Origin of the sequence: Marinomonas fungiae (assembly GCF_001418205.1) — a bacterium.
Lineage (GTDB): Bacteria > Pseudomonadota > Gammaproteobacteria > Pseudomonadales > Marinomonadaceae > Marinomonas > Marinomonas fungiae.
Genome location: NZ_LIQF01000007.1, coordinates 46,196 through 67,117, shown reverse-complemented (window position 1 = coordinate 67,117; position 20,922 = coordinate 46,196). Strand labels below are relative to the sequence as shown.

Sequence of the window (20,922 nt, the reverse complement as noted above, 5' to 3'; positions counted from 1 at the left end):
CATGATTAAAGAAAGCTTATTACACGCAAACCAGGCGAACCAAAAATACACCGTCGACGCTGGCGATTACTTTATTCGCTACATTCCAGCTGGGGCGACCTTTCGCTTTGTTGACTTAGAAGGCAACCAAGCGGCGGATACGCTGTTTTATAACGCCCACAACCCAGCCGAACGCTACAGTGCCACTGACACTATCCGCGAGCAAGGCAATGTCTATTTAACCGCCGGCTCACAACTGCGCTCTAACGAAAACAACATCCTGTTGGAAATTGTCGCCGATACCTGCGGCCGACATGACACCCTTGGCGGTGCCTGCGCCACCGAGAGTAATACCGTCCGTTACGACCTTGAAAAGCGTTGTATGCACGCTTGCCGTGATAGCTGGATGCTCGCCATCGCAGAGAACCCAGAGTTTGGCTTGGACAAGCGCGATATCAGCCACAACATCAACTTCTTTATGAACGTACCTGTCACGGAAGCAGGCGGACTCACGTTTGAAGACGGCATCTCAGCGCCTGGCAAATACGTAGAAATGAAAGCGGAAATGGATCTGATTGTGCTGATTTCCAATTGCCCGCAATTGAATAACCCTTGTAATGGCTACAACCCAACACCCATCGATGTTTTGGTCTGGGAAGCGTAACACTCACCCTCGACTTTTCTAGTCAATTCAGTGGACGACCACTGTCGTATTTATGAGACCGGGACGACCCGGTGAAGGTTGAATCATGTTTCACACTGTCTTAATCGCTAACCGTGGAGCAATCGCTGCCCGAATCATTCGTACGCTCCAACGCATGAACATCAAAGCGGTCGCAGTCTACGCCGAATCCGACGCCAAAAGCCGTCACGTAAAATTAGCCGATGAAGCCTACCCACTAGGCGAAGGTGCGGCGAGTGACACCTATCTGAATGTCGACACATTACTGCGCATCGCCAAAGCGTCAGGCGCTCAAGCCATCCACCCTGGCTATGGTTTTTTAAGTGAAAACGCGAATTTCGTACGTCGCTGCGAAGCCGAAGGCATCGCCTTCATCGGCCCGACGGATGAACACATGTTGGCGTTTGGTTTAAAACACCGCGCAAGAGCGCTCGCCGAACAAGCCGAAGTGCCATTGTTACCCGGCTCTGAGCTGCTCACTGACCTCGACAGTGCGCTCGACATCGCGCAAAAAATTGGCTACCCCGTGATGCTGAAAAGCACCGCTGGTGGGGGGGGTATCGGGATGCATCTGTGTCACGATGATAAAGCGCTGCAAGAAAACTTTGCCTCGGTCAAACGCCTCGGCGCCAGCAACTTTGCCGACGATGGCGTATTTTTAGAAAAATTTATCGCTCGTGCGCGACACATCGAAGTCCAAGTCTTTGCGGATGGACAAGGCTCCGCTCTCGCACTGGGCGAGCGTGATTGTTCCAGCCAACGTCGTAATCAAAAAGTGGTTGAAGAATGTCCGGCACCAAATCTTACCGACGCCGTACGTAAACAACTTCACCAGACCGCCGAATCTTTATTGGCATCGGTCAGTTATCGCAACGCTGGCACCGTCGAATTTATCTACGACATGGATACGGATCTGTTTTACTTTTTGGAAGTGAATACTCGCTTACAAGTAGAGCATGGTGTCACCGAAGAAGTATACGGCGTTGATCTGGTTGAATGGATGATACGTTTAGCGGCGGGCGAAGCGCTGAACCTTAATGAAAAGCGCGAGACGTTGACACCTAAAGGCCACTCAATCCAAGTGCGGCTGTACGCCGAGGACCCTTACAAAGATTTTCAGCCGAGCCCAGGTTTATTGAGCTATGTAAACTTGCCAGCAAGCTATACCGAGTCGGATGCCCCCGCATCAGAGCAACGCATCCGTATCGACCATTGGGTCGAAAGCGGCATTGAGATCTCCCCGTATTTCGACCCAATGATCGCTAAAGTCATTGTGCATGATACAGATCGCACCGCAGCGCTTGCGCTCCTTCAATCCACACTGGAACACTGCACGTTATACGGTACCCAAACCAACCTTGATTACCTAAAACAACTGCTCGTAGATAAAACGTTGATTGATGGTGAAGTCAGCACACGCTATCTCAACAGCTTTGTCTACTCGCCAAAACGCATTGACGTATTAAGCGGCGGGACACAAACCACATTACAAGATTTCCCAGGTCGTCAACATCATTGGAACGTGGGCGTACCGCCGTCTGGGCCGTTTGATAGCTATCATAGTCGCTTGGCGAATCGCCTACTGGAAAACAGCGACGATGCCGCTACCATGGAAATTACCTTGCAAGGCCCAACCCTAAAATTCAGCTTCGAAACAGCGATCACACTCGCGGGCGCTAGCATTGATGCGAAGCTCGATGACGTCGCGTTGCCTCGCCACGAGGTGGTCATGGTAAAGCCCGGTCAGACCTTGACGCTGGGCCGCATAAAAGAAAGCGGTGCACGCGCTTATCTCGCCGTGGCCGGAGGCTTTAACTGCCCTGACTACCTCGGATCAAAATCGACCTTCACATTGGGGCAGTTCGGCGGGCACAATGGACGCGCGCTGCAAACGGGCGATGTCCTGACCACTCTAGATACCAAGGCACCTGCGGCTGGCACGCAGTTACCCAGCGCCTTGATTCCAGAACTCGGGCATCACCATACGCTACGCGTGATCTACGGGCCGCATGGCTGCCCAGACTTTTTTACCGATGAAGACATCGACATGTTCTTCACTACCGATTGGGAAATCCACTACAACTCCAGCCGCACAGGCGTACGTTTGATTGGTCCGAAACCTAAGTGGGCGCGCCAAAACGGTGGCGAAGCAGGGTTACACCCTTCGAATATTCATGATAACGCCTACGCCTTTGGCAGCGTCGATTTCACTGGCGACATGCCGGTGATTCTCGGCCCTGATGGCCCATCATTGGGGGGCTTCGTCTGCCCTGCAACGGTGATCACCGCAGACCTGTGGAAGCTAGGCCAACTGCGCGCCGGAGACACCGTACGTTTCGTGCCGGTGACACTGGACGATGCCGTGGCCTTAGAAGCCGAGCAAAGCGCGTCGATCGCAACGCTCTCTTCTCCAAAGTTAACCGTAGAAAGCTGCGGTATTACGTCTCCTATTTTGAAAACGCTGTCCGCAGAGCAATTCGGTGACGACATCGTGTATCGCGCCGCGGGCGATCACTTCCTGCTCGTGGAATACGGCGAGCAAGTGCTCGACATCCGTCTGCGTTTCCGTGCTCATGCTTTGATGCAGTGGCTGGAACAGCATCCGTTTGCGGGTATGAAAGAACTCACGCCTGGGATTCGATCTCTGCAAATCCACTACGATAGCCAGCAGACCCGACACACAGCATTGCTTGAGCTGCTCGAACAGGCCGAGCGCGCGTTAGGCGAGACATTGGCCGAGCTGAGCGTACCGTCGCGTACTGTCTACCTGCCGCTTTCTTGGGATGATAGCGCCTGCCAAGAAGCGATTGATAAGTACGCCCAATCGGTACGATCCAACGCGCCTTGGTGCCCGAGTAACCTTGAGTTTATTCGTCGAATTAATGGTTTGGACAGCATCGACCAAGTGAAAGACATCGTCTTCAACGCCAGCTACTTAGTCATGGGACTGGGGGATGTCTACTTGGGTGCCCCCGTTGCGACGCCCATCGACCCTCGCCATCGTTTAGTGACGACCAAATATAACCCTGCGCGAACATGGACCGCGGAAAACTCCGTCGGTATCGGCGGCTCATATTTATGTGTCTACGGCATGGAAGGCCCAGGGGGGTATCAATTTGTAGGGCGGACGTTGCAAATGTGGAACCGCTATCGCCAAACATCCGCGTTCAGCAAACCTTGGTTGTTACGTTTCTTTGATCAGATTCGTTTTTACGAAGTCAGCCATGATGAGCTGCAGCAGATTCGCAAGGACTTCCCGCATGACAACTACCCAATACGCATCGAGGAAAGTAGCTTCTCGTTAGCGGAATACGCAGCATTTGTTGACCGTCATCAAAGCGATATTGATCAATTTAAAACCGCTCGTAACCAAGCGTTTGCGGATGAGCTTGCCCGCTGGCATGCCAACGGCCAGTTCCATTTCGACCAAGATGAAGCCGAGTACACCGAGACCGATGTGACATGGAGCGAAGACGCTGTCGTGGTCGATAGCCCCGTATCTGGCAGCGTTTGGCAGACCCAAGTGTCATCCGGTGAGCACGTGAAAGCCGGCCAACTCTTGGTGATTTTAGAATCGATGAAAATGGAAATCCCACTGCATGCGCCAAGCGATGGCGTGGTTTCAGATGTGTTGTTAAAAAATGGCAGTCGAGTCAGTGCCGGACAGGCCGTCGTCGTCCTCGAGGAACCCGTAACAGGAGAGTCAGCATGAGTATTATTGCACCACTAAAAGGCACCTTAGATATGGGGTTTGAAGCGCTGCGAGCCGCCTATCAATCACAACGTTTTACACCCGCAGAGCTGATGTCTGATATTCGCGAACGCGCTAAGGCTTATGAATCGCATAATATCTGGATTCACCTACTTAGCGAAAAGGAACAAGCGGTATGGCTGGAGGCTTTACAAGATAAAGACCCTGCCAGCCATCCCTTATGGGGCATTCCATTTGCCATTAAAGACAACATCGACCTAGCTGGAATTCCGACAACGGCCGCCTGCCCTGAGTTTGCTTACACGCCCAGTGAGTCGGCCCAAGTGGTTCAACAGCTCATCGACGCTGGTGCGATCCCGGTGGGTAAGACCAATTTAGATCAGTTTGCGACCGGCTTGAATGGCACACGCTCGCCTTATGGCGCATGCCACAACGCCTTTGATTTCGATTATCTGAGCGGAGGGTCCAGCGCAGGGTCTGCAGTTGCTGTAGCGCTCGGATTGGCCAGCTTTAGTTTAGGCACCGATACCGCTGGGTCTGGGCGTGTTCCAGCGTGCTTTAATAATCTGATTGGTGTGAAACCCAGCATTGGTCTCTTGTCCACGACCGGTTTGGTGCCAGCGTGTCGTAGCTTAGATTGCATCACGCTGTTTACTTACAACACTGATGACGCCAATATCGCGCTGGCGGTGGCGGAAGGATTTGATCCTCGCGATGGCTACAGCCGACACAACCCATTCAGCAATCAAGCGCGCCAATATGGTCTAAGACAAGGTCAGCTAACGGTTGGCGTTATTCCTCCGTCTCAGTTGAAGTTTTTTGGCGATGAACAGTATGCCCAAGCCTACCAAGAGACCCTTCAAAAGCTGGCGGATGCGGGATTTGAATTCAAAGACATTGACTACGCTCCGTTCGACGAAATTGCCAAGCTACTCTATGAAGGCCCATGGGTATCAGAGCGCTATATTGCCGCGCAACCTTTGATAGATACGAACCCAGAAGCCGTGTTTCCAGTCGTGCGAGAGATTATCGCACCAGGGGGCAAACCGCCCGCTACCGATTACTTCAAGGCTCAGTATCGAATCAAAGATTTGCAGCAAGTGTGCCTAGCGCAATTAGCTGAAGTGGACTGCCTGTTAACGCCAACCGCTGGCCGCCACTTTACCATTGAGGAAATGTTGGCTGAGCCGATCAAGCGCAACAGTGAGCTTGGTTATTACACCAACTTTATGAACTTAATTGACCTTGCTTCGATTGCGGTACCTACCCAGTTCACCCAACAAGGCATGCCGTTTGGTATTACGTTAGTCGGTCCGTCCTTCAGTGACAGAATGCTATTGTCTATCGCCAACCGTATTCAGCAAGCTCTTCCGCTACCTAAAGGCGCGCTGGCAGAAAACGCGACGCCAAATACATCCTCTCCGGTGGGTAACGCAACGACGATTGATGTCGCCGTTTGCGGTGCGCACCTAGAAGGTCAGCCACTTAACTGGCAATTGGTTGAGCGCGGAGCAACGCTCAAACAGAAAACCTTCAGTGCCCCCGTGTATCGCTTGTATGCATTGGCCGGAGGCCCACCTATGCGTCCTGGTATGAGCTACGACAAACAAAATGGTACAGCTATCGAAGTCGAAGTTTGGAGTGTGCCCTGTACGGAATTTGGCAGCTTTGTCGCGGGCATTCCTGCGCCATTAGGTATCGGGAAATTGCAACTAGAAGATGGCAGTTTTGTCAGTGGTTTTATCTGTGAGGGGTACGCATTGGAGGACGCTAAGGACATTACTGAATTCGGTGGATGGCGTGCGTATTTAGAAAGCTAACGCCCTCCATAAAGCAAAAAAAGCCCGAGGCGTGAGCGGATGCCTCGGGCTTCTTTTTATCGCCAGCTAATTCATTAGTCAGCTGACAAATGCTTCAACAGTGCATCAACCGTTTGTTTCGCATCGCCGAACAACATACGTGTGTTGTCTTTGAAGAACAGTGGGTTTTCTACACCGGCGTAACCACGGCTCATACCACGTTTCAGTACGATTGTGTGCTTACCTTTCCAAGGCTCAAGTACTGGCATACCAGCAATTGGGCTGTCTTCTACTTCGTTCGCTGCAGGGTTAACGATGTCGTTAGCACCGATCACAACCGACACGTCTACTTTAGGGAAATCATCGTTGATTTCGTCCATTTCGTACACGATGTCGTATGGTACTTTTGCCTCTGCTAGCAATACGTTCATGTGACCTGGCATACGACCCGCAACTGGGTGAATACCGAAGCGCACGTTAACGCCTTTTTCACGAAGTTTCTTAGTGATCTCGAATACCGTGTGCTGAGCTTGCGCCACCGCCATACCGTAACCTGGGATGATCATGACTTCTTTCGCTGACTCAAGCATGTGTGCTGCTTCTTCAGACTGAATCTCAACGATTTCGCCTTGCTCTTCTACCGCTGCACCCGCTGCTGGAGAAGATTTTTTCTTCTTAGTACCGATACCACCAAGGATAACGTTCAAGAATTTACGGTTCATCGCACGACACATGATGTAAGACAGGATCGCACCCGAGCTACCTACTAGGGCACCGACTACGATTAGTAGGTCGTTACCTAGCATGAAGCCCATTGCCGCAGCGGCCCAACCAGAGTATGAGTTCAGCATTGACACGACGACTGGCATGTCCGCACCACCGATCGCTACGACTAGGTGAGCACCGAATACCAACGCTAGGATAGTGATGATGTATAGGTAAACCATACCATCCGCTGCGCCTACCGCTGCGAATTGAACGATTAGGTACAAGGACACTAATACGATCGCAAGGTTGATCATGTGACGACCAGGTAGTTGCAGTGGGTTACCCGATACTTTGCCGCTTAACTTCAAGTAAGCAATCAAAGAACCCGTGAAGGTTACCGCACCGATAAAGATACCTAGAGACGTTTCTACGTCATGGATACGCTGCGCTACAACAGAAGCGGATTCACCGTGACCTAACGCGTTGGCAAAGCCTACAAATACTGCCGCTAAACCTACCAAGCTGTGTAGGATCGCCACCAATTCTGGCATCGATGTCATTTCTACACGTTTCGCTAGGATGTAACCGATCACACCACCCGGTACTAGACCTAACAATAGTAGGCCGTAGTTATCTGTTACCGCACCGATGATGGTAACCGCCATCGCTAGACCCATGCCTAGGATGCCGTAGATGTTACCGCGGCGCGCGCTTTCTTGGTGGCTCAAGCCACCCAGTGCCATGATAAATAAGGCGCTGGCTCCGATGTAGGCAGCCGTCATTACTCCAAAGTTCATTGTCGTCTCCTACTTACGGAACATTTTCAGCATACGATGCGTCACGGCAAAGCCGCCGACGATGTTAATGCTGGTAATAAAGATTGCCAGAGCAGCCAGTATCGCAACGATCGGACTATCGTTCGAGATCTGTGTCAAAGCACCGACCACGATGATACTACTGATGGCATTGGTAACACTCATTAGTGGCGTGTGCAGAGAGTGGCTAACTCCCCAAACCACCATATAACCGACAAAGCACGACAATACAAAGACGGTCAAGTGTCCCATAAACTCGGCAGGCGCTACGCTACCTACACCCATTAGTAATGCACCAACAATGAAGACTGGGATGAGGAAACCAAACGCACTTGGTTTCTTCTCTTCTTTCTTGGCTGTTTTTGCCTCCGGCAAAGGCTCACTTACATCACTCTTAGGCGCAGCAGACAGACGTGGTGCTGGTGGTGGCCAAGTGATGTTGCCTTGTTTCACAACCGTTGCGCCACGAATCACTTCGTCTTCCATGTTCAGATCAATCTGACCATCTTTGTTAGGGCACAACTCTGTTAGTAGGTGGTAAATGTTGGTTGCGAACAATTGGCTAGATTGCGCCGCCATACGACTTGGTAGGTTGGTGTAACCGATCAAAGTCACGCCGTGCTTTTGCACGATCTCATTGGCTTGAGTCAGTTTACAGTTACCACCCGTCTCTGCCGCCAAATCAACGATCACACTGCCTGGTTTCATAGAGCGAACCATTTCTTCGGTGATCAATTCTGGTGCAGGCTTACCTGGAATTAGGGCTGTCGTGATGATGATATCAACGTCTTTCGCTTGTTCTGCGAATAGGGCCATTTCCGCCGCAATGAACTCAGGGCTCATTACTTTGGCGTAACCGCCTTCACCGCTACCATCTTCATCTTTGAAATCTAGAACAAGGAATTCAGCATCCATACTTTCTACTTGTTCTTTTACTTCTGGACGCGTGTCGAACGCACGAACGATCGCCCCCATGCTCTTCGCAGCACCGATGGCAGCCAAACCCGCTACACCGGCACCGATAACCAATACTTTTGCAGGGGGTACTTTACCCGCAGCGGTAATTTGGCCCGTGAAGAAACGTCCAAAGTGTTGTGCTGCCTCGACTACCGCACGGTAGCCGGCGATGTTTGCCATCGAGCTCAACACGTCCATCTTCTGTGCACGAGAAATACGTGGAACGGCATCTAACGCCACCGCATTCGTGCCTCGTTCAGCTAGCTGATTAAGCTTCACTGAGTTTTGCGCAGGATAGAGGGTACTAATTAGCGTCTGATCTTTACCTAGTAGCTCAATGCCATAAAAGCCTAGCTCTGGGTGTTCAATCGGTGGACGCACTTTAATCAGGATGTCTGAATTGTGCCATAGCGACTTGGTATCGCTGGTCACTTCAACGCCTGCTGCGATGTATGCTTCATCAGAGTAAGACGCGGCTTCACCTGCACCACTCTCAATCACTAAATCGAAGCCTAGCTGTTTGACCCTTTCAGCGACTGCCGGGGTCATGGCCACCCGCAGCTCGCCGTCTTCTATCTCTTTCGGTATTCCAATCTTCATAATGATGCCGTACTTATTCTTGTCCGAGTTTTAGCCGTATTTATATTTTTGCCCTACAATAGTGCCATTCATGATACTTATGTGGACTATCACCCATATTTGGGCGTATGCAATTAGAAACCAGCTAAACGCACTAATCTTGCACACAAGCGTCAGCCCCGGTCGTGATAACGACGATTTTTTGTTTTTTCATGACTTTTTTATGTCAGCTATAACTTTTTTTGATACGAAGGAGAAAGAGAGGCGTTTTTTTTCGCTAAAAAGTGATTCTGCGCATTGCTTTGCTTGAAATTTGAACAATTCTCACATGTTTAAAAATTACAAAAGGGTATGCCTCAAAGCACTCAATTAGTGTCGCAATAAGATAAATGACAATAATTGAGCTGTGCTAAGGTGCGCACCAGTTTTAAACTCTTGACAGCGTTAATAGCTTTGGAATTGTGAATCGCAGGAATCTCACAACTCAACTACACTGCCTTAACGCATATTAACCGCTACAATAATAAGCAACATTTCCGCCAGATTACGAAAGCAACTTTGTAGCTGGGCGACAGGAGGAAATACAATGACTACATTGAAAGCAGTTGCATGGGAGCCAGTGACTGCCCAAGCCATCATCGATGAGCTCAAGTCGAAGCCAGGAGCTCTGCTACCGATTCTGCACGCAATTCAGGATCGCTTTTCATACATCCCTGACGAGGCTGTTTCCCTGATTGCTCAGGCGTTGAAATTGACCCGCGCAGAAGTACATGGTGTGATCAGTTTTTATCACCATTTCCGCACGCATCAACCAGGTCGCCATGTGGTTGAAATTTGCCGTGCTGAAGCATGTCAATCACAAGGTGCTCGTGCACTTGAGGCTCACGCGAAAGCAGCGCTGGGTGTGGATTACCACCAGACAACACCAGACCGCAACATCACCCTAGAGCCAGTTTACTGCTTAGGTAACTGTTCTTGCGGTCCATCTATTCGTGTTGGCAATGACATTCACGCAGACGTTGACGCAGCACGCTTCGACGAGCTAGTGGAAAGCCTTAAAACCGATCGAGTGGAGATTCTGTAATGACGTTTCGCATTCACGTTCCTTCTGATACAACCGCTAAAGCGCGTGGTGCAGACCGCATCGCCCGTTTGATTGAGATCGTTGCGGAAGAGCACAAAGTTGACGTTGAAGTACGTCGTAACGGTACGCGCGGACTTTACTGGCTAGAAACTTTGGTCGAAGTCGACACGGACGCAGGTCGTTACGGCTTTGGTCCAGTGAAAGAAGGCGATATCGAGTCTTTGTTCGCTGCTGAGTTCTACAAAGGTAATGTCGATCACCCCCTTGCAGTTGGCTTAGTAGAAGAAATTCCTTACCTAAAACGCCAAGAACGCTTCACGTTCTCTCGTATTGGTATTAACGATCCACTTTCTCTAGAGGACTACAAAGCCAAAGATGGCTTCAAAGGTCTAGCGAACGCGATCCAACTGTCATCACAAGAAATCGTTGATGCAGTGAAAGAATCTGGCCTACGTGGCCGTGGTGGCGCAGCCTTCCCTACCGGCATCAAGTGGCAAACCGTACTGGATGTGCCATCACCAAAAAATCAAAAGTACATCGTTTGTAACGCCGACGAAGGTGACTCAGGTACCTTCGCTGACCGTTTGGTGATGGAATGTGACCCATTCATGCTGATCGAAGGCATGACCATCGCTGGCCTAGCGGTTGGTGCGACCCAAGGTTACATCTACTGCCGTTCTGAATACCCGCTATCAATTGAAAACTTGAACAGCGCGATCCAAACCGCTTACGACAACAACCTATTGGGTGCGGACATCCAAGGTAGTGGTAAACACTTCGATCTTGAAGTGCGTATGGGTGCTGGTGCCTACATCTGTGGTGAAGAAACGTCACTACTAGAAAGTTTAGAAGGTAAGCGCGGTCTAGTACGTGCGAAGCCACCATTGCCAGCGATCGTTGGTTTGTTCGGTCAACCGACGGTTGTGAACAACGTTCTATCGCTTGCTGCGGTACCATTCATCCTTGATAAGGGTGCTAAAGCGTACGCGGACGTAGGTGTGGGCCGCTCACGCGGTACGCTGCCTTTCCAAGTAGCCGGTAACGTGAAATTTGGTGGTTTGGTGGAACTTGCGTTCGGTCCAACTCTCAAAGAATTGATGTTCGAATTCGGTGGCGGTACGCGCAGCGGTCGTCCTCTTCGTGCGGTTCAGGTGGGTGGCCCATTGGGTGCTTACCTACCAGAAAGCCAGTGGGATACACCTCTAGGTTACGAAGAGTTTAGCCAAAAAGAAGCCGTGCTTGGTCACGGTGGTGTAGTGATGTTTGACGACACAGTAGACATGAGCGAGCAAGCACGCTTCTCAATGGAATTCTGTGTTGCTGAGTCTTGTGGTAAGTGTACACCTTGCCGTATTGGTTCAACTCGCGGCGTCGAAGTAATCGACCGTATTCGCGCAGGCCAAAACGTCGATGCCAATATGGAACTTTTGTCTGATCTGTGTGAAACCATGTTAGACGGTTCTCTTTGTGCCATGGGCGGTATGACGCCATTCCCAGTCCAAAGTGCCATGAAACACTTTACTGAGGACTTCGTTAAGAATGCAGCTTCAGCGACCCAAGCGAAGGAGGTCTGATCATGTTGCAACATTTTGACCCTAAAAAAGATTACGGCACGCCAGCTTCTCTAAGTGAGAAAATGGTGACGCTAGAAATCGACGGTGTTGAAGTCACGGTACCAGAAGGTACGTCGGTTATGCGCGCTGCGGCGATGTATGACATCAACATTCCTAAACTATGTGCCAGCGACAACCTAGAAGCCTTCGGCTCTTGCCGTATCTGTGCAGTACAAATCGAAGGTCGTCGCGGTACACCTGCGTCTTGTACAACACCTGTTGATGCAGGCATGAAAGTGTCTACACAAACCGACAAGCTTGCTAAGCTACGTCGTAATATCATGGAACTGTACATCTCTGATCACCCGCTAGACTGTCTAACTTGTCCAGCAAACGGTGACTGTGAGCTACAAGACATGGCCGGTGCAGTCGGTCTTCGTGAAGTACGTTACGGCTTCGAAGGCAACAACCACCTACACGCGGAAAAAGACAAGTCAAACCCTTACTTCACGTTCGATGCGAGCAAATGTATCGTTTGTTCACGCTGTGTACGCGCGTGTTCTGAAGTACAAGGTACGTTCGCACTGACTATCGATGGTCGTGGTTTTGACTCGAAAGTGGCCGCGGGCCAAGACGAGCAATTCCTTGATTCTGAGTGTGTGTCTTGTGGTGCCTGTGTGCAAGCCTGTCCAACAGCAACCCTCATGGAAAACTCTGTCATCGACATGGGTCAACCAGAACACAGCGTCACAACAACGTGTGCTTACTGTGGTGTCGGCTGTTCTTTCAACGCTGAAATGAAAGGCGACAAGCTAGTACGTATGGTGCCAGCGAAAAACGGTGATGCGAACCACGGTCACTCTTGTGTGAAAGGTCGTTTCGCGTTCGGTTACGCCACCCACAAAGACCGTATCAAAGCGCCAATGATCCGTGATTCGATCGACCAGCCTTGGAAAGAAGTCAGCTGGGAAGAAGCCATTGGCTTTGCGGCGAAACGTCTCAAAGACATCCAAGCGCAATACGGCCGTGAAAGTATCGGTGGTATTACGTCGTCTCGTTGTACGAACGAAGAAACTTACTTGGTTCAGAAACTGATCCGTGCGGCATTCGGTAACAACAACACTGACACTTGTGCCCGTGTATGTCACAGCCCAACCGGTTACGGTCTGAAGCAAACGCTAGGTGAATCTGCCGGTACACAAACATTCGACTCAGTTATGTTCTCTGACTGTATCCTTGTTATCGGTGCGAACCCAACCGACGCTCACCCAGTATTCGGCTCGCTCATGCGTCGTCGTCTGCGTGAAGGTGCAAGCTTGATCGTAGCAGACCCACGTGAGATCGATCTACTGAGCACACCGCACCTTGGTGACTCGACACACCTGCCATTACGTCCAGGTACAAACGTCGCTATGGTCAACGCCCTAGCACATGTTGTCGTGACAGAAGGTTACGAAGACAAAGAATTTATCGCGTCTCGTTGTGATACTAAAGCGTACGCGAAATGGCGCGAGTTCATCATCGATGAACGCCATGCACCAGAAAACGTGGAAGAGATCACCGGCGTTAAAGCGGAGAAAGTACGTGAAGCTGCACGTAAGTTCGCTACTGCGAAAAACGCTTCGATCTACTACGGTCTAGGTGTAACGGAACACAGCCAAGGTTCAACAACGGTAATGGGTATCGCCAACCTTGCCCTAGCAACTGGTAACATCGGTCGTGAAGGCGTGGGTGTAAACCCTCTACGTGGTCAGAACAACGTACAAGGTTCTTGTGACATGGGTTCCTTCCCACATGAGCTACCTGGTTACCAACACGTATCGGATGCCGTGGCTCGTGCCCGCTTCGAGAAAGTTTGGGGCGTTGAGCTGGACGACGAGCCTGGTCTACGTATCCCGAACATGTTCGATGCTGCCTTGTCAGGTGAGTTCCGTGCGATGTACGTACAAGGTGAGGACATCGCTCAGTCTGACCCGAATACACAACACGTTGAAGCCGCACTAGCAGCGCTTGATTGCTTGATCGTACAAGATATTTTCTTGAACGAAACAGCGAAATTCGCTCACGTATTGCTACCAGGCTCTACTTTCCTAGAGAAGAACGGTACCTTCACTAACGCGGAACGTCGTATCAACCGCGTACGTAAAGTCATGGCACCGATCGCTGGTAAAGAAGACTGGGAAGTAACCGTAGATCTAGCGAACGCATTGGGTTACCCAATGAGCTACTCTCACCCATCTGAAATCATGGATGAGATCGCTAGCCTAACACCAAGCTTCGCTAACGTAAGCTACGCGAAACTAGAAGAACAGGGCAGTTTGCAGTGGCCATGTAACGACGAGTTCCCAATGGGCTCGCCAATCATGCACACGGAAAGCTTCCCTATCGGTGAAGAAGGTAAAGCGAAATTTGCGGTAACTGAATTCGTACCAACAACAGAACGTGCCAACAGCCGTTTCCCATTGTTGCTAACGACTGGCCGTATCTTGAGCCAATACAACGTAGGCGCGCAAACACGTCGTACAGAAAACCAAGCTTGGCATGATGAGGACATCCTTGAGTTGCACCCTCACGATGCCGAAGAGCGTGGTATCAAGACGGGCGATTGGTTGGGTATTACCAGCCGTGCAGGTCAAACCGTGCTTCGTGCGAGAGTCAGCGAACGTATGCAACCTGGCGTGGTTTACACAACGTTCCACCACCCAGGCAGTGGCGCTAACGTCATCACGACCAATAACTCGGACTGGGCAACTAACTGTCCTGAGTACAAGGTGACGGCGGTTCAAGTCGAGAAAGTGTCTCAGCCATCTGAATGGCAGAAGAACTTCCAAGACAACCACGAGCGTCAGAACGAGTTCCTACGTGGCTCAGCGTCTGCACACAGTGCGGTTAAATAAGTAGGTATTGAGAGATAAACTATGTTTCATACTGAAGAAGAAAGCATCGTAACTATGATCAACCACATTGCGCAAAACAATGTGAGTGCGGGTACTGAATCAGAAGTCGCGGATATGGTGGAAAACCACATCACTAAATTCTGGTCACGTCGCATGAAGAAGATCCTAGCGGAGCAACTTGCGAAAGGTACCGAGGAGTTTGAGCCAGCAGCCCTAGTGGCAGCGCAGCGTCTGTCTGCAAAAGTCAGCGCATAAGCTCTAATCATCACTTAGCTCTTAAAAGCCTCTTACTTTTGTAAGGGGCTTTTTTATGCCAGCCCCACTCCCGCTGATACTTTGGTCGTGATACCAAAACAGTCATAACCGATTAAGTTGCCCAGAAACGTCGGAAAGATAACTGATCTAACGTCCATGTAACTCAGCCACCCCCTGCTTTTGCCATAATTATATTAGATACATAGTTGTGTTCACTTCTTAGAGTGCTTTATTCAATAAACTTGAGGCAGCTTGACACTCAAATTTTATAGCCATAGCCACTCATAGATAACTATTAAAAATCAATAGTTTACATGTAAATAACTTCGTTTCTTTTAGACATCCCTATTCTCTCTGACGCCTAAATACTTTCATAGCTCATTTAAATCAGCCTTATAGCACAAACTAACATTAGACATACTTATGTTTTAGATTAGTTTTTAGGGCGTTTACGGCATCCCGATTGATCGCTAACGTGTCATTATCGAGAACACTCATAAAGGTCTACCAATGGGAACTAAGTCTAATAAGTCCGATACGGACTACGTAATACTCGCCGATAAGGGCATGTTTCAGGATCTCAATCCGAGCATGGCGCTATTCTCGAAAGGCCTCATTTTGGCTTTTCTATTTTTCACGATAGTTAATGTAGAGTTCGCTGCGAGCACTTTCTCCGGCATGCAGAACTGGATTCAGTCCAACCTAGATTGGTTCTACGTGTTATCCATGTGTATTTTTCTAGGCTTTACGTTTTACCTCATGTGTTCAAAATACGGCTCTATTCGTCTCGGTAAAGATGATCAGCGCCCAGAGTTTAGCTATTTCACCTGGTTCTCCATGTTATTTGGCGCAGGCATGGGGGTAGGTTTACTGTTTTGGTCAATCGCCGAGCCGGCCTACCACATTCAAGGTAATCCTTTTTTAGCCGCTGGCACAGAAAACACCATGGCAGCAGCCAATACTGCGATGCAGATTACATTTTTACATTGGGGACTACATGGCTGGGGCGTTTATGTGATTGTTGGTCTGGCATTGGCCTATTTTACCTACCGTCACGATTTACCGTTGACCGTCCGCTCAGCGCTCTACCCCATTTTTGGAGACAAGATTTTCGGTTGGCGAGGTCATGTCGCCGATCTATTGGCGGTATTCGGTACTCTGTTTGGAGTGGCAACGACCTTAGGGATTGGCTCAGGGCAGATCAATGCTGGTTTGAACTATATGTTTGGCATTGACGTCGATACAACCTCTCAGGTCATCATCATTGCCGTGGTGTCGATTATGGCGACCATCTCTGCGGTATCAGGGGTTGGCAAAGGCATTAAGATCTTGTCTGAATTGAATATGTGGCTGTCAATTCTACTGCTTACCGTATTTATCTTAGCCGGGCCAACCGTCTTTGTATTAGGTTTCTTTGTGACGAACCTAGGTGATTACATCCTGAATTTCATTCCAATGGGATTTTGGGTTGATCCTGATCCACAAGGCCAATGGCAAGGTTGGTGGACGGTGTTCTACTGGGGCTGGTGGATTGCTTGGGCACCGTTTGTCGGTATGTTTATCGCACGAGTATCAAAAGGTCGTACCATCCGTGAATTTTGTCTAGGCGTTCTGCTAGTGCCGACTCTAGTGACCTTCCTATGGATGTCGGTGTTCGGTTCGACTGGCATGTTTATGGAGCTGTTTGCGGACGGTGGCTTTGGTACAGGTGGTGTGATTGCCGCGGTTAATGAAGATATTTCGAAACCTCTGTTCGTCGTTATTGAACAACTCAATCTAGGCTGGTTAACGCCCGTTGTCGCTCTGGTTTCGGTTATCTTAATCATTACCTACTTTATCACCTCATCCGATTCAGGAACGTTGGTAATCACAACGCTGGTATCCATGGGTAACGAAAACCCACCTGCTAGCTACCGTATTTTCTGGGGCTTGGGTCAAGGCGCTATCGCGGCTGTTTTATTGCTGATCGGTGGCTTAAAAGCACTGCAAACGGCCTCTCTAGCCGCTGGTCTGCCGTTTGCGTTCATCATGTTTATGATGATGTATGCCCTGATAAAATCACTTCGTGCTGATTTTGAAGGCGTACAGCAGATTCGTGAAATTGCCCCCAATAATCAAACAGGACGTACCGATCACTACATCGCAATTTTAAATAATCGCTAGTGCTGTTAAATAGCCACAGACCACATGGTCTGTGGCTATTTTATAAATCCCGTCGAAAATATTGATAATTAAGAGCAAGAACGCCCTAATCCAGTAATCTCGCTTTCTTACAAAGCCATTCTGTTTTAGTATTTTGTGATTAAGTCTTGGACATCCAATCTAATCGCCTGCCCAAACTTAATGGTACACATCCTTTTCGTAATATTATTCAGTAGGAACTCATAATGGCGGCTTTTGGTAGCGTGTTTATGCCGAAAATGGCATTAGCAACATTCGAAAACAATCAATGGTCTGAGTCTCAGATCGTTGCCTCTGACAGCATCTCTCTACACCCAGGTGCGCACGTCTTGCATTACTCAAGTACTTGCTTTGAAGGCTTGAAAGCATTCCGTCATGAAGACGGTAGCGTGCACGTCTTTCGAATGGACCAAAACGTCGAGCGTTTCGCGCAGAGCAGTAAGTTGCTATCACTTCCTGAAGTGAATAAAGCACAAGTTTCTCAGATGATCGTAGACATCGTTGCCGAATACGCAGCGGACGTACCAACGCCTCCAGGCTCTATGTACATTCGTCCCACTCATATCGGTACTGAAGCAGCGGTTGGTAAAGCCGCAGCGCCTTCTTTGTCTTCTATGGTGTACGTGCTGCTATCGCCGGTGGGTGACTACTTCGCAGGTGGCGCGCGCGCACTTCGTCTATTGCTAGACGAAACTGGCCAACGTTGTGCACCACACATGGGCATGATCAAGAGTGGCGGTAACTACGCCAGTGCTCTAGCACCAACCCTTGAAGCCAAAGAAAAATACCAAGCTGACCAGGTATTGTTCTGTCCAAACGGCTACATCACTGAAACCGGTGCGGCAAACTTCCTATTGGTAGATGGTAACGAAATCATCACTAAGGCATTGGACTCAAGCTTCCTACACGGCGTGACTCGTTCAAGCATCCTACAAATCGCCAAAGACCTAGGCATGACAGTGTCTGAGCGTGAAGTATCGGTAGAAGAGTTACTAGAGCGTGCGGCGAAGCCAGGTGTTGAAGCCATGCTGTCTGGTACGGCAGCGGTGCTTACCTCTGTTGGTACCTTTATCCACAATGGTAAAGACATCAAAGTGGGCAACGGTGAAATTGGCCCGATGGCGCAGAAACTGCGCCAAGCACTGAACGATATTCAGTGGGGTAAAGCACCAGATACACACGGCTGGCTAACTAAGATCGCTTAATTCAGATCGACAACAGCCATCACGAAGCCAGCGCCTGATTCAGCCGCTGGCTTTTTTGTTTGCACACAGTCTCCTTTTTATCCCCTTGAGGTTATACGCTGATCACCATATAACCTTAATAAGCCAATTTGATAAGGAGGACATGATGAGTTCGCAGAACGAATATACCCCACCGAAAGTCTGGAAGTTCAATGAGAATGAGGCTGGCAAATGGTCCAAGATCAATCGCCCCTATTCTGGTGCTACTCATGAAAAAGAGCTGCCCAGAGGTGCTCACCCGCTACAACTGCATTCTCTCGCCACCCCTAATGGGCAAAAGGTCACGATCCTACTCGAGGAGTTACTAGCGCTGGGCATCAGTGAAGCGGAATACGACGCCTACACCATCGACATCGGTGAAGGTCAGCAGTTTTCATCTGGCTTTGTGAGCATCAACCCAAACTCAAAAATCCCAGCCATGCTCGACACCAGCGTCAACCCACCGCTGCGACTATTTGAATCCGGTGCCATTTTGCAATATTTAGCAGAAAAACATGAGGCTTTCATTCCCAAAGATCTGAAGGGGAAAACCGAATGCCGCAACTGGCTAATGTGGCAAATGGGCTCAGCGCCCTTTTTAGGCGGTGGTTTTGGTCATTTCTACGTGTACGCGCCGTTCAAGCAAGAATACCCGATTGAACGCTACACCATGGAGACGAAGCGTCAGCTCGATGTGCTCAATAAACACTTAGTAGAAAACAAGTACATAGCGGGCGATGAGTATTCGATTGCCGACATCGCTATTTTGCCTTGGTACGGTCGGCTGGTATTGGGAGAGCTATACGATGCCGCCGAATTCCTCAACGTAGACGAGTACACATATGTGAAACGTTGGGCTGAAATGATTGCAGATCGTCCTGCTGTAAAACGTGGCATTCGCGTAAACTCTTCCGCTGAAGGCGGTCTGATTGAACGTCATAGTGCAGCAGATTTCGATTAACGCCACCTAGCATAACAGCCATAGCAAAGGTCTATGGCTGTTTGCTTATTTAAGCCCACAGCTCACCAAAGCGGTCTTTGTGGCATAGATAAATCCGCAGTTCAAACTCCAATTGATGGTAATCCGGTTCCATATGCTGACAGAGCTTATAAAAGGCTTTGTTGTGCTCTTTCTCTTTCAGGTGCGCCAGCTCATGCACCAAGATCATCCGTAACATAGGCTCTGGCACTCGACGGAACATGGACGCGACACGAATCTCATTTTTGGCTTTGAGCTTATTGCCCTGTACTCTCGAAACAAAGGTATGTAGTCCTAGAGCATTGTTGATAACGTGTATCTTATCATCATAGATCACTTTACTAATGGGAGACGAACTGCGCATGTATTGCTGTTTGATGTCCTGCGCGTACTGATAGAGCTGCTTTTCACCCGCCAAATCATGGGGGCTGGGGTATTTTTTTAACAACCAAGCTCCGCTTTTCTCGGCATCTAGCAAGCTCTGAACTTGTGCCTGTAACTCTGCACCATAGGCGTTTAAATAACGTTTAACTTCTGACACAACTCTCTCTCAATGGGCTCGTGATAACGCCCCAACTAACGGATCAATCAGGGGGTAACAGCCACCTTTTGCAAACTTAACTTAAGCATTTTTCAAGCAATTAGGGGAAATATGGTCAAACCATGTAACCTGTTGCAAAGCGCTCTGGTCAACTACGGGGCTGTGATAACTTGCCATAATCATACCTATAAGCCTAAGAGGACATCCATGAAAAAAGCTCTGCTAACCCCATTAGTGGTGGCTTGCTGTGCCGCGCCACTGAGCCACGCCGCTGACCAAGACATTGATAGCAACGCCCACAACTGGTCAGGCTCAGCCGAACTTGGTGTGGTTTCTACTTCCGGCAACACGGATACAAAGAACCTAAACGGCGCCATTAATTTAACTCAAGAAACTGTGCAATGGCGTACCGATTATAGCCTAAGCTCTCTATATAGCAGCTCTGACTCTGACACCACAGCAGAACGTTATACTGGCTCAGTCCAAGCCAACTATAAATTCGATACACAGCAGTTTTGGTATGTTCGTGGCGCCTATGAGAGAGACCGTTTTTCCGGCTATCGCAGCAAGGGCTCAACCTCAACGGGTTACGGTAATCGTTTCTGGCAACACGCAGATGGCTCCTTTCTTGAAGCCTCGTTTGGAGTAGGTTATCGCGATTTTGCGATTGCTGAAGACAGCATTGATGGTAAATCTGACCGTGGTAACTTTGTGCGTTTTGCCGGCACCTATGAAAATCACTTCACTCCAACGTCTTTGTTCCGCCAAGAACTGAACAGTGAAATCAGTACCAGTGGTGGTAACACGGTGAACGAATCCATTTCTTCACTGCAGGCGAACATCATCGACAACCTCGCCATGAAGCTGTCTTACAAAATAAAATACACTTCCGATGTACCTTCAGACACGGATACCACGGATACAGAAACCACAGCATCAGTATTGTATTCGTTCTAAGTATTATACTCGCTCTAAGAG

14 protein-coding genes are annotated in these 20,922 nt (G+C 49.5%); 11 read left to right on the top strand and 3 right to left on the bottom strand.

The annotated features are described in order from the left end of the window. Nucleotide 1: 1 nt before the first annotated feature. The 3 genes from ASC49_RS11690 to atzF all read left to right on the top strand — a co-directional run bounded on the left by ASC49_RS11690 (nt 2) and on the right by atzF (nt 6,193). A complete protein-coding gene (locus tag ASC49_RS11690; RefSeq protein WP_055463431.1) occupies nt 2–643 on the top strand; it encodes an urea amidolyase associated protein UAAP2 in 642 nt (213 codons plus the stop codon). An 85-nt stretch (nt 644–728) separates the two neighbouring features. Then, on the top strand, nt 729–4,373 hold the full coding sequence (uca, locus tag ASC49_RS11685; RefSeq protein WP_055463430.1) for an urea carboxylase: 3,645 nt from the start codon (nt 729–731) through the stop codon (nt 4,371–4,373). Further along, nucleotides 4,370–6,193, top strand: a complete 1,824-nt coding sequence (atzF, locus tag ASC49_RS11680; protein ID WP_055463429.1) for an allophanate hydrolase — start codon at nt 4,370–4,372, stop codon at nt 6,191–6,193. The genes uca and atzF overlap by 4 nt, the downstream gene beginning before the upstream one ends. A 74-nt stretch (nt 6,194–6,267) precedes the next feature. Here the strand turns inward: atzF and ASC49_RS11675 are convergent, their stop codons facing one another. Continuing rightward, a complete protein-coding gene (locus tag ASC49_RS11675; RefSeq protein WP_055463428.1) occupies nt 6,268–7,677 on the bottom strand; it encodes an NAD(P)(+) transhydrogenase (Re/Si-specific) subunit beta in 1,410 nt (469 codons plus the stop codon). Nucleotides 7,678–7,686: 9 nt separating this feature from the next. Further along, nucleotides 7,687–9,252 carry a Re/Si-specific NAD(P)(+) transhydrogenase subunit alpha gene (locus ASC49_RS11670; protein WP_055463427.1) on the bottom strand — a complete coding sequence of 522 codons (1,566 nt, stop codon included), beginning with the start codon at nt 9,250–9,252 and terminating at the stop codon, nt 7,687–7,689. Nucleotides 9,253–9,817: 565 nt separating this feature from the next. On the opposite strand from ASC49_RS11670, the gene ASC49_RS11660 reads away from it, so the two are divergent. The 7 genes from ASC49_RS11660 (at nt 9,818) to yghU (ending at nt 19,385) form a co-directional block, all read left to right on the top strand. After that, nucleotides 9,818–10,315 carry a formate dehydrogenase subunit gamma gene (locus ASC49_RS11660; RefSeq protein ID WP_055463425.1) on the top strand — a complete coding sequence of 166 codons (498 nt, stop codon included), beginning with the start codon at nt 9,818–9,820 and terminating at the stop codon, nt 10,313–10,315. Continuing rightward, nucleotides 10,315–11,889: a formate dehydrogenase beta subunit gene (locus tag ASC49_RS11655; RefSeq protein ID WP_055463424.1), complete on the top strand. Its 1,575-nt coding sequence runs from the start codon at nt 10,315–10,317 to the stop codon at nt 11,887–11,889. Before ASC49_RS11660 ends, ASC49_RS11655 begins: the two co-directional genes overlap by 1 nt. A 2-nt stretch (nt 11,890–11,891) precedes the next feature. Then, nucleotides 11,892–14,765 carry a formate dehydrogenase subunit alpha gene (gene fdhF / locus ASC49_RS11650; RefSeq protein ID WP_055463423.1) on the top strand — a complete coding sequence of 958 codons (2,874 nt, stop codon included), beginning with the start codon at nt 11,892–11,894 and terminating at the stop codon, nt 14,763–14,765. A 21-nt stretch (nt 14,766–14,786) separates the two neighbouring features. Then, nucleotides 14,787–15,020, top strand: a complete 234-nt coding sequence (locus ASC49_RS11645) for a formate dehydrogenase subunit delta (protein WP_055463422.1) — start codon at nt 14,787–14,789, stop codon at nt 15,018–15,020. A gap of 510 nt (nt 15,021–15,530) precedes the next feature. Then, complete coding sequence (locus ASC49_RS11640; protein ID WP_055463421.1) at nt 15,531–17,183, top strand: BCCT family transporter; 1,653 nt, start codon at nt 15,531–15,533, stop codon at nt 17,181–17,183. 224 nt (nt 17,184–17,407) lie between these two features. After that, nucleotides 17,408–18,406, top strand: coding sequence for a branched-chain amino acid aminotransferase (locus ASC49_RS11635; protein ID WP_055463420.1), 999 nt, complete (start codon nt 17,408–17,410; stop codon nt 18,404–18,406). Nucleotides 18,407–18,551: 145 nt separating this feature from the next. Beyond that, complete coding sequence (gene yghU / locus ASC49_RS11630) at nt 18,552–19,385, top strand: glutathione-dependent disulfide-bond oxidoreductase (protein WP_055463419.1); 834 nt, start codon at nt 18,552–18,554, stop codon at nt 19,383–19,385. 49 nt (nt 19,386–19,434) lie between these two features. Here the strand turns inward: yghU and ASC49_RS11625 are convergent, their stop codons facing one another. Beyond that, on the bottom strand, nt 19,435–19,944 hold the full coding sequence (locus ASC49_RS11625; protein ID WP_055463418.1) for a M48 metallopeptidase family protein: 510 nt from the start codon (nt 19,942–19,944) through the stop codon (nt 19,435–19,437). Between the two features lie 207 nt (nt 19,945–20,151). Here ASC49_RS11625 and ASC49_RS11620 point away from each other — a divergent pair, with 207 nt between their 5' ends. Then, on the top strand, nt 20,152–20,901 hold the full coding sequence (locus ASC49_RS11620; protein ID WP_055463417.1) for a DUF481 domain-containing protein: 750 nt from the start codon (nt 20,152–20,154) through the stop codon (nt 20,899–20,901). Nucleotides 20,902–20,922 lie beyond the last annotated feature (21 nt).

Coding starts and splice junctions, on each gene's coding strand:
- ASC49_RS11690 (WP_055463431.1), top strand. CDS start 2: ATGATTAAAGAAAGCTTATTACACGCAAACCAGGCGAACCAAAAATAC.
- uca (WP_055463430.1), top strand. CDS start 729: ATGTTTCACACTGTCTTAATCGCTAACCGTGGAGCAATCGCTGCCCGA.
- atzF (WP_055463429.1), top strand. CDS start 4,370: ATGAGTATTATTGCACCACTAAAAGGCACCTTAGATATGGGGTTTGAA.
- ASC49_RS11675 (WP_055463428.1), bottom strand. CDS start 7,677: ATGAACTTTGGAGTAATGACGGCTGCCTACATCGGAGCCAGCGCCTTA.
- ASC49_RS11670 (WP_055463427.1), bottom strand. CDS start 9,252: ATGAAGATTGGAATACCGAAAGAGATAGAAGACGGCGAGCTGCGGGTG.
- ASC49_RS11660 (WP_055463425.1), top strand. CDS start 9,818: ATGACTACATTGAAAGCAGTTGCATGGGAGCCAGTGACTGCCCAAGCC.
- ASC49_RS11655 (WP_055463424.1), top strand. CDS start 10,315: ATGACGTTTCGCATTCACGTTCCTTCTGATACAACCGCTAAAGCGCGT.
- fdhF (WP_055463423.1), top strand. CDS start 11,892: ATGTTGCAACATTTTGACCCTAAAAAAGATTACGGCACGCCAGCTTCT.
- ASC49_RS11645 (WP_055463422.1), top strand. CDS start 14,787: ATGTTTCATACTGAAGAAGAAAGCATCGTAACTATGATCAACCACATT.
- ASC49_RS11640 (WP_055463421.1), top strand. CDS start 15,531: ATGGGAACTAAGTCTAATAAGTCCGATACGGACTACGTAATACTCGCC.
- ASC49_RS11635 (WP_055463420.1), top strand. CDS start 17,408: ATGGCGGCTTTTGGTAGCGTGTTTATGCCGAAAATGGCATTAGCAACA.
- yghU (WP_055463419.1), top strand. CDS start 18,552: ATGAGTTCGCAGAACGAATATACCCCACCGAAAGTCTGGAAGTTCAAT.
- ASC49_RS11620 (WP_055463417.1), top strand. CDS start 20,152: ATGAAAAAAGCTCTGCTAACCCCATTAGTGGTGGCTTGCTGTGCCGCG.